The sequence below is a fragment of the Nocardia aobensis NBRC 100429 genome (genome assembly GCF_000308375.1).
GTDB classification, from domain to species: domain Bacteria; phylum Actinomycetota; class Actinomycetes; order Mycobacteriales; family Mycobacteriaceae; genus Nocardia; species Nocardia aobensis.
The window spans coordinates 1-15,502 of the sequence record NZ_BAFQ01000051.1 but is presented as its reverse complement, the minus strand read 5'-3'; the positions used below and the strand labels follow the sequence as shown (position 1 = coordinate 15,502).

The following is a 15,502-nucleotide window of genomic DNA, read 5'->3' as shown; positions in this document are numbered from 1 at the left end:
CACGACGCGGGCCCGGGCCTGTTCCTCGTCTACGCCGTCTGTGGAATCTTCGTCTTCTTCATCCTGCGAGCGCTCGGCGAGCTGGTGCTGCATCGCCCCTCCTCGGGATCGTTCGTCTCCTACGCGCGCGAGTTCTACGGCGAGAAACTGGCCTTCGGCGTCGGCTGGATGTACTTCTTCCACTGGTGTATGACCGGGATCGTAGACATCACCGCGATCGCGACATATGTCCACTATTGGGGAGGGACTCGCAGCATTCCGCAGTGGCTCATCGCGTTGGTCGCGCTGGCGATCGTGGTGAGCATCAACCTGATCTCGGTGCGCTGGTTCGGTGAGCTCGAGTTCTGGGCGGCGTTGATCAAGGTGATCGCGCTGGTCGCCTTCCTGATCGTGGGTGTGGTCATCCTCGGTGGCCGCTTCGAGCTGGACGGCCAGACCACCGGTCCGAGCCTGCTGTCCGCGCACGGCGGTCTGTTCCCGACCGGGCTCCTGCCGCTCGTCACCGTCACCACGGGCGTCGTCTTCGCCTACGCGGCAGTCGAATTGATCGGCACCGCCGCGGGTGAGGCCGAGAACCCGGAGAAGATCATGCCGCGCGCGATCAATTCGGTGATCGCCCGGATCGCGCTGTTCTACGTCGGTTCGCTCGTCCTGCTCGGACTGCTGTTGCCCTACAGCGACTTCCACGCCGGCGAGAGCCCGTTCGTCACCTTCTTCTCCAAACTCGGGGTGAACGGCGCCGGGTCCATCATGAACCTGGTCGTGCTGACCGCCGCGTTCTCCAGCCTGAACGCCGGGTTGTACTCCACGGGCCGGATTCTGCGCTCGATGGCGATGAACGGCAGCGCGCCGAAGCTGGCCTCGCGCATGTCGAGTTCCGGTGTGCCGTACGTCGGAATCCTCGCCACCGGCTGTATCGCGCTGATCGGTGTGGGACTCAACGCGATGGTGCCGGACAAGGCGTTCGAAATCGTGTTGAACATGTCGGCCCTGGGCACGATCTTCGCGTGGACGGCGATCATCCTGTGCCAGTTGCAGTTGTGGCGCTGGTCGCGCATCGGCAAGGCGGAGCGTCCGTCGTTCCGGTTGATCGGCGCCCCGTACACCAGCATCGCGACCCTGGTGTTCCTGGCGGCGGTGGTGGTCCTGATGGCCGCCAGCGACGACGACGTGCAGCGCTTCGCCGTGCTGGCCATGGTGTGCGTCATGTTGCCGGCGCTGGTCGCGGGCTGGTTCCTGGCCCGCCGCAAGGTGCTGGCGATGGCCACCGAACGCCTCGGCTACACCGGCCAGTTCCCGGTGCTGGCGGAACGTCCGCTACAGAACGAGGCGGCCGAGTCGGCAGCCGAACCCGGGGAGCCGGGATCAGCGCCCGACGCCGAGAAGTAGCCGCGCCCTCCGCCCCGGTACCACCGGGGCGGAGCTGTTCCCGGCGTTGGGAAGTTCGGGGACGCGGGACCGTGGCCGGGGAACGAGAATGAGGCCCCGGTTCATCAGCGGCCTCGGGAGGTTTCTCATGCCGGAGCGACCCGATACGCCCCTTCCACATCCGTGGGCGAATCGCCGCATCCGCCGCAGTGAGGTGCGCGGACCGGATGCGCATCCGTGGGCGACGCGGCGCAACGGTGGGGGAGAACCCTCGCAACGACTGCGCGTCGCGATGGAATCTCCGGGCGAACCGTCCGTGCGGCACCTCCTCGGCGAGCCGGTCGGAAACGCTGGTTCGGCAACGGGTTTCGCGCCGGAGCCGCCCTCCGGCCCGGTGACCGCGGATGTCGAGGTCGATACGCTCGGCTCCGAGGCCGGCTCCGGGCGCAGCGCGCGCTCGCGGCCGAGTCCACGCCGGTTGGGCGCCGGCCTGGTGGAGATGCCGCGGGTGGTCTCGGTGGATCCGCGCGCCGCGGTACTGGACGACCCGGAAGTGCCCGAGGAGAAGCGATTCTGCTGGAAATGCAACTCGCCGGTCGGGCGCGCGAGCGACGCGGGCGCCGGGCAGGTGGCGGGGGACTGCGGAAAATGCGGTTCCCCCTACAGCTTCCGGCCGATTCTGCAACCGGGTGAGGTCGTCGCCGGACAGTACGAGGTGCAGGGCTGTCTGGCGCACGGTGGTCTGGGCTGGATCTATCTCGCCGTCGACCGCAATGTCAGCGATCGCTGGGTGGTACTGAAGGGTTTGCAGAATCCGCAGGATTTCGAGGCGCACGTGGTCGCGTTGGCGGAGCGGCAGTTCCTGTCGGAGGTCGCCTATCCCGGCATCGTGAAGATCTACAACTTCGTCAAGCACCGCGGCCCGGGCCGTGATGTCGCCGACGGCTACATCGTGATGGAGTACGTCGGCGGCCAGTCGCTCAAGCGCGTACTCGATCAGCGCGCGCCGCAGCGTATTCCGGTGGCGGAGGCGATCGCGTACGTGATGGAGGTGCTGCCGGCGCTGGACTATCTGCATTCGTTCGGATTGTCCTACAACGATCTCAAACCCGACAACATCATGGTCAGCGAGGACGAGGTCAAACTGATCGACCTGGGCGCGGTGGCGGCCATGGAGTCGTTCGGAAGTATCTACGGCACACCGGGATTCCAGGCGCCCGAGATCACCGAGACCGGGCCCACCGTCGCCTCCGACATCTACACCGTCGGCCGCACGCTGGCGGCACTGGTGATGCATTTGCCTCGCGACGAGCGCGGCCATCAGCTACCGGAAATGCCGGAGCCTCAGGCGCATCCGCTGCTGGTTCGCTATCCGTCGCTGTATCGCCTGCTGTGCCGCGCCACCGATCCCGACCCGGCCCGCCGATTCCCCTCCACCTATTCGATGTACTGCCAGCTCACCGGCGTGCTCCGGATGGTGCTGGCCACCGACACCGATCGGGAACATCCCCAGGCGTCGGTCGAATTCGGTTCCATGCGCGGCGATTTCGGCATCGAGACCCTGATCGGCCAGACCGACGGCATCGTCGACGGCCGCCACCGGATGCCGACCCTCGATGCGGGGGCGGTGGTGGCCGCCTTGCCGGTTCCTCTGATGGACAGCACCGATCCCAGTGCCGAACTGATGTCGACGCTGCTGCACGGAGATCCGCGGCATGCGCTGGATACGTTGCGGCGCATCCGTGATCGGATCGCCTCCGGCGTCCTCGCCGACACCGGCTCCTTCGAACTCGAGGGCGCCCTCACCGCGGTGCGCGCCCATCTGGATCTGGGGGAGGTGGAGCCGGCGCGAGCCCTGTTGCGGGAGTTGATGATCGACTACGACACCGACTGGCGGCTGACCTGGTACCGCGGTATCGCCGATCTGCTCGACGGCGCCTTCGAGCACGCCTACACCCAGTTCGACACCGTGCACGCCATGCTGCCCGGGGAGATCGCCCCGGCTCTCGCGCTGGCGGCCACCGCCGAACTGGTCCTGCAACATCTCGAACTGCCGGCCGATCCGGATCGCTGGCACCGGGCCGCGATCGACTTCTACCGCACCGTCTGGCGCACCAACCACGGTGTGGTCAGCGCCGCGTTCGGACTGGCGCGGCGACTGGCCGCCGACGGCGAACTGCTCGACGCCGTCGCGGTACTCGACCGGGTGCCGGTGACCTCGCGGCACTACGCGCTCGCTCATATGACCGGTGGACTGCTGCTCGTGTCCCGGCCGGTGGCGGAGGTGACCGAGGAGGACCTCGCCGCGGCCGCACTGCGCCTGGAAGCCCTGCCGGAGGAGCCCCGGGCACTGCAGTTACAGGTCGTCGTGGTGGGTGCGGCACTGGAATGGCTGCGCGCGGGCGGGCAGCCGCGCCGGTCCGACGCGACCCTGCTCGGCTTCGCGCTCACCGAATCCGGTTTGCAGCTGGGCCTCGAGACCTCGCTGCGCGCGCTCGCCCGCACGGCGCCGGGCCGGCTGCATCGCTACCGGCTCGTCGATCTGGCCAATCAGGTGCGTCCGCGCACCCGATGGTGAACCGGCTCAGGCGACTCCGCGCACGCGCCAGAGCACGACGGCCACCGGCGCCGCGGCGATCAGCAACAGCCACAGCCAGTTTCCGGCCGCCCACGCCGACACCACGGCGAAGACCGTGATGGCACCGGCCAGAACGGCCAGGGAGGGGAGCGGATTGGCGGGCGCGGGTGCGGCGGGCGGATCGGGGGTGACGACGGGCAGATCGGTGAACAGGGCCGCCAGCTCGACGCGGGTATCGGCCCGGGTCGCCAGTGCGGTGCGCTCGTCGAATTCGGGCAGGGTCAATCTGCCGGCGCCCAGTTGCTGTGACAATTCCTGCAGTGCGCGCTCTCGCTCGGCGGCGCTGGGGCGCGCGTCCGCCATATCGTCCATGCACAGCAGAATAGGTCGGCTACGCCCGCGGATCGCAATCGAACCGCCAAAGATGGGAACCGGCATGCCGCCGCACGGTTTCGATCCGCGCATGTTTCGGTGTGGTTTCCTTGATGTATGACGACCCGGACCGAGTACACCATCGACGAGCTCGCGCGTGAGGCGGGGACCACCGTGCGCAGCCTGCGGGTGTACCACGAGCGCGGTGTGCTTCCGCCGCCGCAGGTCAAGGGTCGTACCGGTTTCTACAGCGCCGAACACCTCAACCGGGTGCGGACGATCAGCCGGTTGCTCGACCGTGGCATCAAGCTCAACGGCATCAAGGAACTGCTCAACGCCTGGGATCGCGGTGACGATCTCGGCGACATCCTCGGCGTCGCGGAACCCGATGTGTCGTCGGGCGCCGAATCACCGGCCGGTGCGACGATCGCCGCGACCGATCTGGCGCAGCGATTGCAGGAGGTACCCAACGGGCTGGCGCGGGTGGTCGCGCTCGGCCTCTACGAACCGGTCGACGCCAGCACCTACCGCGCTGCCGACCCGATGTTGCTGCAGGCCGCCGACCGGCTGTCCGCCGCGGGCGTGCCGGAGCCGGAGATCATCGCCGAGTTCGAGCGGCTGGCGACCGAATGCGACCGGATCGCGCGTCGCTTCGCGGACCTCTTCCAGCGCACGGTGTGGACCGGCTTCCAGGACTCCGCGGGCACACCCGCGGACGTGGCCGGGCTGGCCGCGGGCTCGGAGGTGATCCGGACCGTCCCGGCGCAGGCGGGCGCCGAACTGATCGGCCGTTTCGTGGCCCGGTATCTCGATCAGGACAGCGCGCTGAACGAAGCGCTCGCCGACTCCTGAGCGTTCGTCGCGACAATCTCTACCCCCAACGGTGGGAAGATTTCGCGATATAACGTGCCGTTGTCTAACGGTACATTATCGGTGTGGCCGATACTTCTGACCATCAGCGTCGGAAGTGCACGATTGAACGGAGACACACCGATGACCGCAGCCACCTTTGCCCGCACCACCCGAGCCCTGCTGCTGGCCGCGACCGTCGCGGGCGCCGCCGTCGTGGGCCTGTCCGCCGGTCCGGCCGCGGCGCAGGCGCCCGGTCCGTACTGTCTGTGGGCCGGCGCCGCCTTCGCCCCGGGGGCCCAGGTGCATGCCGGCGGCTGGGCATTCAGTTGCCGCAGTGACCTTTTCGGCGCCGCCCGGTGGAATGCGGACGGTCCGTCCCACCGCGCCGACACCGTGGCCAATCCGGGCGCGCTCGGTAACCCGGCCGGTCGCTTCAGTCCCGGCGCGCGCCAGCCGGGCACCTCCTACAACGACTACTGCGTGGGCGATCAGCTGATCGCGGGAACCGAGGATGTGTACGAGGCGGTTCCGGCCTCGGGCGGTCTCTACTGGCGCGCGGCCGGGCCGATCTCCCAGTGGCGTTTCGAGGGCGCGGGCCCGGCGCCGACCTGGCGCTCGTCGAGCCTGTGCCGCGACGGCGAACTGCTCTGATCCGCAACTAGGTATCGGGCGCGACCTACTTAAGTAGGTGCGCCCGAACATTACCGATGCGCGCCGCCCCCACCCGGGGGAACAATCATTCGTCGGCAGGTAACGGCAGATGGGTGAGCGATGGCAGGCGTGACACTGTGGATGCAGATGTCGCTCGACGGATACGCGGAGGGGCCCGACCAGGAAATTCACTGGCCGGTAGTGGACGAAGAGCTGTGTGAGTCCTTCCTGGACGAACTGCGGGCGGCGGAGGTTTTCGTCTACGGGCGCAAGACATTCGAGATCATGGCCGCGTTCTGGCCCTATGCCGATGCCGATCCGGCCATCTCGCCGTTCTACGTCGAATTCGCGCGCTGCTGGAAGCGCACCCCGAAACTGGTCTTCTCCCACACGCTGCGCGATCCGGGCTGGAACACCCGGGTGGTCGGTGCGGATCCGATCGCCGAGATCGGCGCGCTGCGGGCGGCCTCCACCGGACCCGTCGTGGTCTTCGGCGGCGCCCAGACCGCCTCGTACTTCCTCGAACACGATCTCGTCGACGAATACCGGCTGTTCGTGCATCCGCTGCTGCTCGGCGGGGGTGTGCCGTTGTTCCCGAAACCGCTGGACACGGCGGGACTGCAGCTGGTGGACATCATGACCTTCGACAGTGCGGTCGTGCAGATGCATTATCAGCAGGCCACGCCGGTCGCGCGAATGGGGTAGCCGCAGATCGCGGTATCGAATCCGGACACGCGACGGGGGCACGGTGGGCTAACTTGTTCCTACTATGTTCCAGCGATCGCGTATCGGTGTACTGCCCGCCACCAGCAGTGAGTTCGTGGGCAGGTCCGCGCAGCGAGAGCGGATAGCGGCGCTGATCGCCCGTGGCGCGCGGCTGATCACCCTGACCGGTCCCGGCGGCATCGGCAAGACCAGGCTGGCCATCGAAACGCTGCGCCGCGATGTCGAACTACCCACGCGCTGGCTGGCGCTGGCGGAACTGGACGCCGAGACGGCGATCGCCGAACTCCGCGATCTCGCGCCCCGGCCGGACGGCGCCCCGCACGTCCTGGTCCTCGACAGCTGCGATCGCCTCGTGACCGCCCTCGCGACCGAGCTCGCGGACCTGCTCGAAGCCGACCCTGCCCTGACCGTCGTCGCCACCAGTCGCGAGCCGATCGGCTGGATCGACGAACAACTCGTTCAGGTGCCGTCGCTCGATCCCGCACAGGCATTGCGGCTGTTGCGCATTCGCATGGAGCTCACCGGCCGCACCGCCGGCGGTGCGGACGACGATATCCTCCGGCGGATCTGTGCCCATATGAGCCACAATCCGTTCGGCCTGCGGCTCGCCGCGATCAGATTGCGGCACAACCCGCCCACCACCGTGTTGCACGAGGTGAGCGGCGATGCCTACGACCGCCGTCTGCAGTGGTCCGACAGTGCCCGGGTGGGGGTCGAAGCGCGCCACCGCGATATCGGCGCCAACATCGCGTGGTCCACGAGTCGCTGTACACCGACGGAATCGCTTCTGCTGCAACGCCTGTCGGTCTTTCCGGGTGGTTCCCCGGGCGGCGGAGCCGATCGGGAGGCGATCGTGGCGCTCTGCGCCGACGACGCCTTGCCGGCGGCGTCGATCGAATCGGCACTGGATCGGCTGGTGGAACGTTCGCTGGTGATCGTGCGACTGACGGCCACCTCGGCGCGGTGGTATCTCACCGAATGTGTGCGCCTCGTCGCGCGCGCCGAACTGCATCGGCGTGATCCGGTCGAAGCCAATCGGCTCGCCGCCCGGCATCTGCAGCTGCGCCGGCTCGAGGTGCGCCGCGCCGAGGGGTCGGCACTGCCGCAGCAGCCGTGTGTCGCCACGGCGCAACCGCCGGTCGCCGCGGTGGCGGCGCCGCGGCCCGAGTCGGATCGCTGGGAGAGCCTGTCGCGGGCGGAACGTGAGGTGGCGGTGCTGGCGGCCGCCGGCTGGCCCAACAGTGCCATCGCCGTGCGCCGCCGCAGTTCGGTGCGCACGGTCGATGCGCAGGTGGCGATGGTCCGGCAGAAGTTGCAGATCACCTCTCGCGGGCAGATCGCCCGGCATCTGCCCGCCGAGGCCCGGGAACGGATGCGATCCGAGGCCCGGGCCCGGCGCGAGACGGCGCGGTCGTGACCACACCGTGGATATCCCAATTCGTCGGCCGGACCGCGGAACTGCGCGGCATCGCAGAACTGCTCGACCCCGGTGGGCCCCGGTTGATCACTCTGCTCGGGCCGGGTGGGATCGGTAAGACGACGCTGGCCACCGAGGCGTTGCGCCGGTCCCAGCGGCCCGGTCGCGATCAGGTGCTGTGGGTGCGGCTGGCGCGGCTGGAAACCGGCGCCGGCGTCGAGGCGGTCGCCGAGGAGATCGTGCGAACCGTCGCACCGACCGATCCCACCGGCCGCAGCGCCGAGGACTGCCTGCTCGACGCCTTCGGCTCGCTCGGCCCCGCTCGCACCATCCTGGTTCTCGACAACTGTGAACACGTCCTGCATCCGGTGGCGCGGCTGATCGTCGAGTTGCTGAGTGTGAATCCGGATGTCACCGTCGTGGCCACCAGCCGGGAACCGATCGGCTGGACCGACGAGCGGTTGGTGCCGGTGCCGCCACTCACCAACGACCATGCGCTGGAACTGTTCCGGCGGCGCGCCGAACTGACCGGCCGGCCGATCGGCGCGGAGCCCGCCACTCTGGAACTGGCCGCCCGGATCTGCCGGCACGTGGACAACAATCCGCTGTTCATCCGGCTCGCCGCGGCCCGGCTGCGCTACCGTCCGGTCGCCGAGGTGTTGCGCGATCTCACCGGCACCGACTCCGACGCGTGGATGAGCTGGTCTTCGGGCGTGCGCGCCGGCGCCGACGAGCGTCATCGCAACGTCGGCGACGTGATCGCCTGGTCGTACGGGCTGTGCACCGACGCCGAACGCCTGCTGCTGGAGCGGATGTCGGTCTTCGCCGCCGGATTCGACCCCGGTGACGAGGAAACCCGCAGCGGCGGAATCGAATACAGCGCGGTGGCGCAGGTCTGCGCCGACGAGGCGTTGCCGGAGCCGGTCATCGCCGCCACGCTGGAGCGACTGGTGGAACGGTCGCTGGTGTCGACCCGCATGACGGCCACCTCGGTGCGCTATTTCCTGCCCGAGAGCGTGCGGGCGTTCGCCCGCGCCCGGCTGCAGGAGCGGCCGGACGGTTCGGCCGCACCGTCGGGGGTGCCTGCCCGCCATCGCCGCTACTTCCGTGACAAAGTCGTTGCCGGACAGGCGATGTGGTACGGGCCGGACGAGATGGAGTGGATCGACTGGGTCCGTGCGGCCTGGAACGACGTGCTGCTCGCGGTGGAGACCAGCCTCGCCGATCCGGACGAGGCCGTGATCGGACTCGAGATCGCCACCGTGGTGATGGCGTTGCGGGTGCCGTTTCTCACCGGCACCAACCGCGCGGTCACCGGGCTCACGGAGCGCGCCCTCGCGGTGATCGGCGACGATCCGGCGTTGTCGTCGCTGCGGATCTCGGCCAAGGCCCTGATCGGCTGGATCGCGGTGTGGCAGGGCCGGTTCGACTACACCTCCCGGCTCCTCGACGAATGTGCCGCCGAATGTCTCACCGATCCGGTGCTGCGTGGGGAATGGCGCGAGCACACCGCCGACGATATCGGCCTGCCCGCCCAGGTCGAATTCACCTGGGGCCTGGAACTGTTCCTGGTTCGCCTGGACCTGCGTGCGATCGAGGTATTGTCGCGCGCCCGCCGGAAGTTCGCGGCCGTCGGCGATCGCGGCGGCACCCAGCGTAGTGATCTGTTCACCGTGCTCGCGGCCGCCAGCCTGGCGACCCCGGAGGTGGCCGGGCGGGTGGTGCGCCGCCACCTGTACGACGCGGCGAAAACGGATGCGCCGTGGGCGGTGTCCTGGGCCGAGTTCGCGGAACTGGTTGCCACCATCCGCCACGGCGACCCCGCGGACGCCGTACGCCGGGGCCGGGCGGCGGTGGCCGCGCATCTCGATCGCGGGGATACCTGGACCGCGGGCTGGATCATCCACTTCTGCACCGTCGCGCTGGCCACGATCCTGTCGCGGCGTATCGAATCCGGCGCGCGCCCGGGCGAACTCGCCGCCGCCGCGCGAGAGATCGCCTACCTGCAGGGCGGTACCGCCGCGTTGCATCGTTCGATGGGGATCGCCTCGGACCGGGTGCCGCTGGTGATGGAGGGATCGCTGGCCGCGCGTACAGCCGCCACCGCGGTGCTGGGCGCCCAGCGCTACGCCGCCGCGGTGCGTCGCGGTGGGCGGATGCGGCCGCAGGAGAACGAACTCCAGCGGTATTTCCTCGGACGGCTGGAGATCGTCGAGGACGCCGGGGACGGTCCGGACGACGCACGGTGGCAGGAACTGTCACCCGCCGAACGCGAGATCGCGATCCTGGTGGCCGCCGGGTGGACCAACAGTGCGGTCGCCGTGCGCCGCGGGACGTCGGTCCGCACGGTCGACGCCCAGGTCGCGACCATTCGCCGCAAACTCGCGGCCGCGGACCGCTCGGCGATCATCCATCGCATTCCGGGCGCATTGCGCGATCGCGTGCGAGCCGAATCACGGCAGCCACCGGGACGCCTGCGCCGAACCCTCTGAGCCCCAGCCGGTCAACTTCGACTGTCGCCCAAGGCTTTCAGCGCGCGGTCGACATCGTCGGAGTCGTTGTGGACGTGGAAGGACACCCGCAGCGCACCTGCTCGGGCCGTGGTGACCACCGCGGCCTCGGCCAGGGCGTCCGCGGCGGCCGCGGCGCCCGGAATGGACACGATCGGCGCTCGTCCGGGAACGGGTGTGAAGCCGAGGTCGTCCAGTCCGGCGCGGAAGCGGTCGGCCAGTGCCAGATCGTGGGCCTGGATCGCCGGAACGGTCAACTCCTCCAGCAGTTCCGCTCCGGCCAGCGCACCCACCACACCGAGCCAATCGGGCGTGGCGTCGAAGCGCCGTGCGGTGTCGGCAAGCCGTTGCGGCGCATACATTTCCGCCCAGCGGTCGGCGGCCGCGTACCAGCCCGGCGCATGCGGGCGCACCCGGTCGGCGATCTCCGGCCGGATCGCCAGCAGCCCGACACTGCGGGCGCCGAGCAGCCACTTGAAACTCGCGCACACCCAGATGTCGGCATCGGCGAATCGCAGCGGTAACCAGCCCGCGGCCTGCGAGACGTCGAACAGCAACAGCGCGTCGTGTGCCGTGGTGGCCGCGCGCAACCGCGCCGTGTCGACCGTCCGGCCGTCGGCGGACTGGACGAGACTGCACGCCACCAGTGCGGTATCCGGCCGTACCTCCTCGGCGAGTCGCTCCAGTTCCACCGTGCGCACCCGCAGATCCCCGCGGTAGCGGAACGGATTGGGCACGGAGGCGAAATCGCCTGCGGCGACCAGCACTTCGGAGCCGGGGGCCAGTGCCGCGGCGGCCGGTCCGATGAGGGCGGCGGCCGAATTGCCGATCGCCACATCGGCTGCCGTCGCGCCGTCGAGGAGGCGGGCGTAGGCGGCGCGCAGTCGATCCACCCGATCGTCGTAGCGCGAGGGTGCGCGATGTCCGCCGGCCCACCCGTCGAGGACAGCACGCACCGCGGTGAACGCGCGGGCCGGCGGAATGCCGTACGAGGCGGTGTCGAGATAGGTGGTGTCGACCGCGAATTCGTGGCCGGCCAGAGCGGGAACATACGCCGAGGAGGTCATGAGGCCATGGTCGCGAGCGAGTGGCCCGCCGGTCCATAGCCAGCCGGGGCTCGCTGGACCGCTCGAAGATGCCGAATCTCCCGCGGCCGGACGTGGCGGAGGCCGCTCGCCGCGACGTCAGCTGTCGTTCGCCGCGCCCACCTCCTCGGCCCGCAACCGCTGGGCGGCCGCGTGGTCGTGGGTCGGCACCACCGTCACCGTCGTGCGCGCCAGGTGCAGCCGGTGCAGGGTGCGGAAGGTCAGATCGCGATCGTCATCGGCGAAACCGCCCGGGTAGCTTGCCTTCTGGCGGACCTTGTCGATCTGCAGATGATGCCAGGCGGCATCACCGGCGAGCAGTACCCAGCCGCGCCGGGTGTGGGCGAGCACGCCGATACTGCCGGGGGTGTGCCCGGCCAGATCCACCAGCACCACGGACCCGTCACCGAACAGATCGTGGCTCGCGGTGAACGTCAGCACCGGCGGTCCGTCGAGGTCGTATTCGACCACCGGCCGCTCCCGCAGCGCATCGCGAACGCCGCCGACCGGCGCGACCGGACCGGTCGTGATCCACTGCTGCTCGACGCGATGCATGTGCACCGGCAGTCCGGGCAGATCCAGCAGACCGCACACATGGTCCCAATGCGCGTGCGTGGGCAGGGCGAAATCCAGCGGCCGGGGATCGTGCTCACGCAGCGAGTCGACGGTCGCCACGGTGGCGGCCGGTGGCCGCACCGCGACCCGCAGGACCGCGGGGAGCTGCGCGATCGCACGCCGCTCGGCATCCAGGCAGACGCCGGGATCGACCACGAACCGGGCCTGCGGATGCTCGACGACGAAGGCGGTCAGCGCGTTGTCGATCCGGCGCGGGGTGAACGTTCCCTCCACGACCGCCGCCGTCGGCACCGACCGCGGTGCCTGCGGCAGCGCGCGCACCGAGACGGTGCCCTGCGGCTCGGGCAGCCCGGCGTCGGAAATCGAGGCCAGGAAGCGCCGGTCGAGCCGCCGGGGCAGCATCAGCCCGCGTACGGAACCCGCTGCGACAGTGCAGCATTCGAGCACACTCGGTGTCTTCACCTGATCCGGCATGTCATCCGTCCCTTCTATGGGTGGTCGCGGACGACGGGATCGCCGCCACGTGTCGTGGCACGATAAAACTTAAGGTCGACATGAAGTAAAGGGGTGAGGCCCGCGATGGACGAGGGACTGAAGATCGGTGACGCCGCCGTGGCGGTCGGAGTCGAGGCGCATGTGCTGCGCCACTGGGAATCGGTCGGACTGCTGCACCCGGCGCGTAGCCCCTCCGGGCATCGCGCCTACGACGAGCAGACGCTCGACCGGGCCCGGCTGATCCGCACCCTGCAGCGCACCGGGTTGTCGCTGCGCCGGATCCGGGAGCTCGGCCTCTCCGGGCGCGACGAGCGGCTGGCCCTGATCGCCGACGAGCGGGCCCAGTTGCGCCGCCGCATCGACCTGTTCGAGGCCACCGATCGCTTCCTCGCCCACATCCTCGACTGCCGGCATCCGATCCTCTCCGAATGCCCCGACTGCTCCGGTTTCCTCGCCGCGTACGGCGATGAGCGAGACCGGCAGGAACTCGCGGATCGAGCCCCCTCGACGCTGTCCGCTCACTGAGGCAGGCGTGACCGGCTGCCGGGGCGCTGCCGCGCAGTCTTGTTGCGGTACATCGCGGTGTCGACCGCGTGCATGAGATCGTCGACCGCCTCGGGTTGCCGGGTGACCAGCGCGGTTCCGATCGACGCGCCCACCGTGATCGACCCACCGGCCACCTCCACCGGTTCGCCGAGCGCCGCCAGCAGCCGGGCCGACATGTCCACCAGTCGAGCCTCACCTGTGCACTGCTCGATCAGCACGATGAACTCGTCGCCGCCGATCCGTGCGGCCAGCCCGTCGGGCCCGGCGGCCGCTCCCAGCCGCTCGGCGACCGTGCGCAGCACGCGATCACCGATGGTGTGGCCGTAATCGTCGTTGATCTCCTTGAACCCGTCCAGGTCGAGATAGCACAGGCCGATGGGCGGCTCGGCCCGCGTGAGCCGGTCGAAGAACAGCAGCCGGTTGGCGAGCCCGGTCAGGTCGTCGTGATGGGCCTCGTACCAGAGCCGGTCGGCCAGCGCCTTGCGTTCGGTGATGTCGACGGCCACCCCGATGAGGAATCGCACGCTGCCGCGCGCGTCCCGAACCACCGACATGGACAGGTCGATATCGGAGTGATGGCCGTCGGGCCGGGTGAGCGAGGTCTCCATCCGGAACCGGTCCAGGCCGCCGGTCAGCAACTGCTGGAAGTGGGTGTAGGCCTCACCGATGTTGTCCTCGCCGAGCACCGCCGCCACCGACCGGCCGATGATCAGGTCGATCGGCACACCGAGCATCTCGGCGAAGGCGGCGTTCACGTCGCGGACCCTGCCGGTCTCGGCGTCGATGGTGCCGATTCCCACCGAGGCGCCGGCGAAGATGGCGCCGAACCGGGCCTCCGACAGCTGGCGCCGCGCCTGTTCCTCCCGGACCGCGGCCAGGGCGGCGCTCAGCGTGGTCTCCTGCTCGGCCAGGGCGGCGCCGCGCAGTGCCGCGGTGAATCCGGCGGCGAACTCTCCGGCCACGGTGACGGCGCGATCGCGCACGGTCTCGTAGTCGGGGTCGCCGGGCTCCGGGCAGATTTCGGCGACCATATCGCGGCAGATCACCGCGACCGATCGGCTCACCGCGGCATCGTCGCGATAGTTCGCGGCGACCAGCGACGAGGCGGCCAGCCGGGCCGCGTCGAGGCCTACGGCGCCGCGCAGCGCGCCCAGCAGTTCCTCACACAGGCCGGTGAGCAGGGCCTCGATCTCGGTTCGCGTCAGCGTCGGCGCGACCACTCCGTCGAGTGCGTCGGCCCACCGCGCCGCCAACTCCTGCGAACCCACCCTGCAACCCCTGCCTATCCCGTGGACCCCGTCACACCTTGTGCCCCACGCCGCCCAAACCGAGCGAGCGTCCCGGCGTTTCGTGCAGGTCACGCTCGGATTCCGGGCGCCACAGCGGTAGTTCGACGATGCCCGGTTCGACCGGTTCCCAGCCGGTGAACATATCGACGATCGATGCGCGGTCGCGAAAACGGATTCCGACGCCGCTGGTCGATTCCTCGTGAATCCGGGCGGCCGCCTCCGGCCGGTGTGCCGAGGACAGATGGGAGATCGCGATATAGCTGCTCGGCGCCACGGCTGCCCGCAACGCGGCGACCTGCTCGCGCGGACGTTCCTCGTCCTGCAGCAGATGCAACACGGCGACCAGCAGCAGACCGACGGGTCGATCGAAGTCGATCAAGCCGGTCTCACGGGCGCGGGTGAGCAGTTCCTCCGGCTTGCGCAGATCCGCCTCGATGGCGCCCGCGCGGTCGTTGCCGTGCAGGATGGTGGCCGCATGGGTGACCGCGACGGGGTCGATGTCGACGTAGAGAACCCGGATCGAGGGATCGATGTCCTGCGCGACCTCGTGCACGTTCCCGGCAGTGGGAATACCCGATCCGACATCGAGGAACTGCCGGATCCCGGAGTCGATCATGAATCGGACCGCTCGGCGCAGGAAGGCGCGGTTGCTCAGTGCCAGCCGCGGCAGATCCGGCACCAGCTTGCGCCCCTCCGCCGCGGCCCACCGGTCCACTTCGAAGTTGTGGGAACCGCCCAGCAGCGCGTCGTACATCCGGGCCGGGCTGGGCCGCTGCATATCCACGCCCTCGGGCGCCCACGCTGGCCTGTCCACTCGAATCCCCTCTTGCCGATCGAGAATCGGCCCGCCTGACCGCAGGGTCCGGGGCCGATCTTGTCGAAGCCCAACTGTACGCCCACGCCGGGCCGGTCGGCGGACACACATCGGCCGCTCAGACCAGATTGATCGAGTCGAGGACGCGGGCGCCGAGTTCGGCATCGCCGGTGATCGCGACGGCGCCCGCCCGCCACGGCAGCCGCCGGGTGCCCCACTGCGG

Annotated in this window: 13 protein-coding genes; 8 read left to right on the top strand and 5 right to left on the bottom strand. The window is 69.6% G+C overall.

Features of this window, described 5'->3' with window-relative positions:
- A partial coding sequence (locus tag RJ03_RS06360) for an amino acid permease (protein ID WP_051024382.1) occupies positions 1–1,389 on the top strand: 1,389 nt, incomplete at its 5' end.
- A 127-nt stretch (positions 1,390–1,516) separates the two neighbouring features.
- A complete protein-coding gene (locus RJ03_RS06355) occupies positions 1,517–3,946 on the top strand; it encodes a serine/threonine-protein kinase (RefSeq protein ID WP_036498837.1) in 2,430 nt (809 codons plus the stop codon).
- Positions 3,947–3,952: 6 nt separating this feature from the next.
- Here the strand turns inward: RJ03_RS06355 and RJ03_RS06350 are convergent, their stop codons facing one another.
- On the bottom strand, positions 3,953–4,318 hold the full coding sequence (locus tag RJ03_RS06350) for a DUF1707 SHOCT-like domain-containing protein (protein WP_036498834.1): 366 nt from the start codon (positions 4,316–4,318) through the stop codon (positions 3,953–3,955).
- 117 nt (positions 4,319–4,435) lie between these two features.
- Between RJ03_RS06350 and RJ03_RS06345 the strand changes: the two genes are divergently transcribed.
- From RJ03_RS06345 to RJ03_RS06325, 5 genes are all read left to right on the top strand, one after another.
- Positions 4,436–5,170 carry a MerR family transcriptional regulator gene (locus tag RJ03_RS06345; protein WP_036498832.1) on the top strand — a complete coding sequence of 245 codons (735 nt, stop codon included), beginning with the start codon at positions 4,436–4,438 and terminating at the stop codon, positions 5,168–5,170.
- Positions 5,171–5,311: 141 nt separating this feature from the next.
- Positions 5,312–5,821, top strand: coding sequence for a hypothetical protein (locus tag RJ03_RS06340; protein ID WP_051024381.1), 510 nt, complete (start codon positions 5,312–5,314; stop codon positions 5,819–5,821).
- 120 nt (positions 5,822–5,941) lie between these two features.
- Positions 5,942–6,526: a dihydrofolate reductase family protein gene (locus RJ03_RS06335; protein ID WP_036498827.1), complete on the top strand. Its 585-nt coding sequence runs from the start codon at positions 5,942–5,944 to the stop codon at positions 6,524–6,526.
- A gap of 64 nt (positions 6,527–6,590) precedes the next feature.
- Positions 6,591–7,964 (top strand): LuxR C-terminal-related transcriptional regulator, encoded by a 1,374-nt coding sequence (locus tag RJ03_RS06330; protein WP_036498824.1) that lies wholly within the window; start codon positions 6,591–6,593, stop codon positions 7,962–7,964.
- Positions 7,961–10,456 (top strand): ATP-binding protein, encoded by a 2,496-nt coding sequence (locus RJ03_RS06325; RefSeq protein WP_036498822.1) that lies wholly within the window; start codon positions 7,961–7,963, stop codon positions 10,454–10,456. Before RJ03_RS06330 ends, RJ03_RS06325 begins: the two co-directional genes overlap by 4 nt.
- 11 nt (positions 10,457–10,467) lie before the next feature.
- Here the strand turns inward: RJ03_RS06325 and RJ03_RS06320 are convergent, their stop codons facing one another.
- Entirely contained in the window at positions 10,468–11,541 is a 1,074-nt protein-coding gene (locus RJ03_RS06320) for an aminotransferase class V-fold PLP-dependent enzyme (RefSeq protein ID WP_036498820.1), read from the bottom strand.
- Between the two features lie 117 nt (positions 11,542–11,658).
- On the bottom strand, positions 11,659–12,609 hold the full coding sequence (locus tag RJ03_RS06315) for an MBL fold metallo-hydrolase (RefSeq protein WP_036498817.1): 951 nt from the start codon (positions 12,607–12,609) through the stop codon (positions 11,659–11,661).
- Between the two features lie 105 nt (positions 12,610–12,714).
- Here RJ03_RS06315 and RJ03_RS34860 point away from each other — a divergent pair, with 105 nt between their 5' ends.
- Entirely contained in the window at positions 12,715–13,155 is a 441-nt protein-coding gene (locus RJ03_RS34860; RefSeq protein WP_051024380.1) for a MerR family transcriptional regulator, read from the top strand.
- Here the strand turns inward: RJ03_RS34860 and RJ03_RS06305 are convergent.
- Both RJ03_RS06305 and RJ03_RS06300 read right to left on the bottom strand, forming a co-directional pair.
- Complete coding sequence (locus RJ03_RS06305; RefSeq protein ID WP_036498814.1) at positions 13,149–14,444, bottom strand: sensor domain-containing diguanylate cyclase; 1,296 nt, start codon at positions 14,442–14,444, stop codon at positions 13,149–13,151. The genes RJ03_RS34860 and RJ03_RS06305 overlap by 7 nt on opposite strands.
- 31 nt (positions 14,445–14,475) lie before the next feature.
- Entirely contained in the window at positions 14,476–15,279 is an 804-nt protein-coding gene (locus RJ03_RS06300; protein ID WP_036498811.1) for an SAM-dependent methyltransferase, read from the bottom strand.
- Positions 15,280–15,502 lie beyond the last annotated feature (223 nt).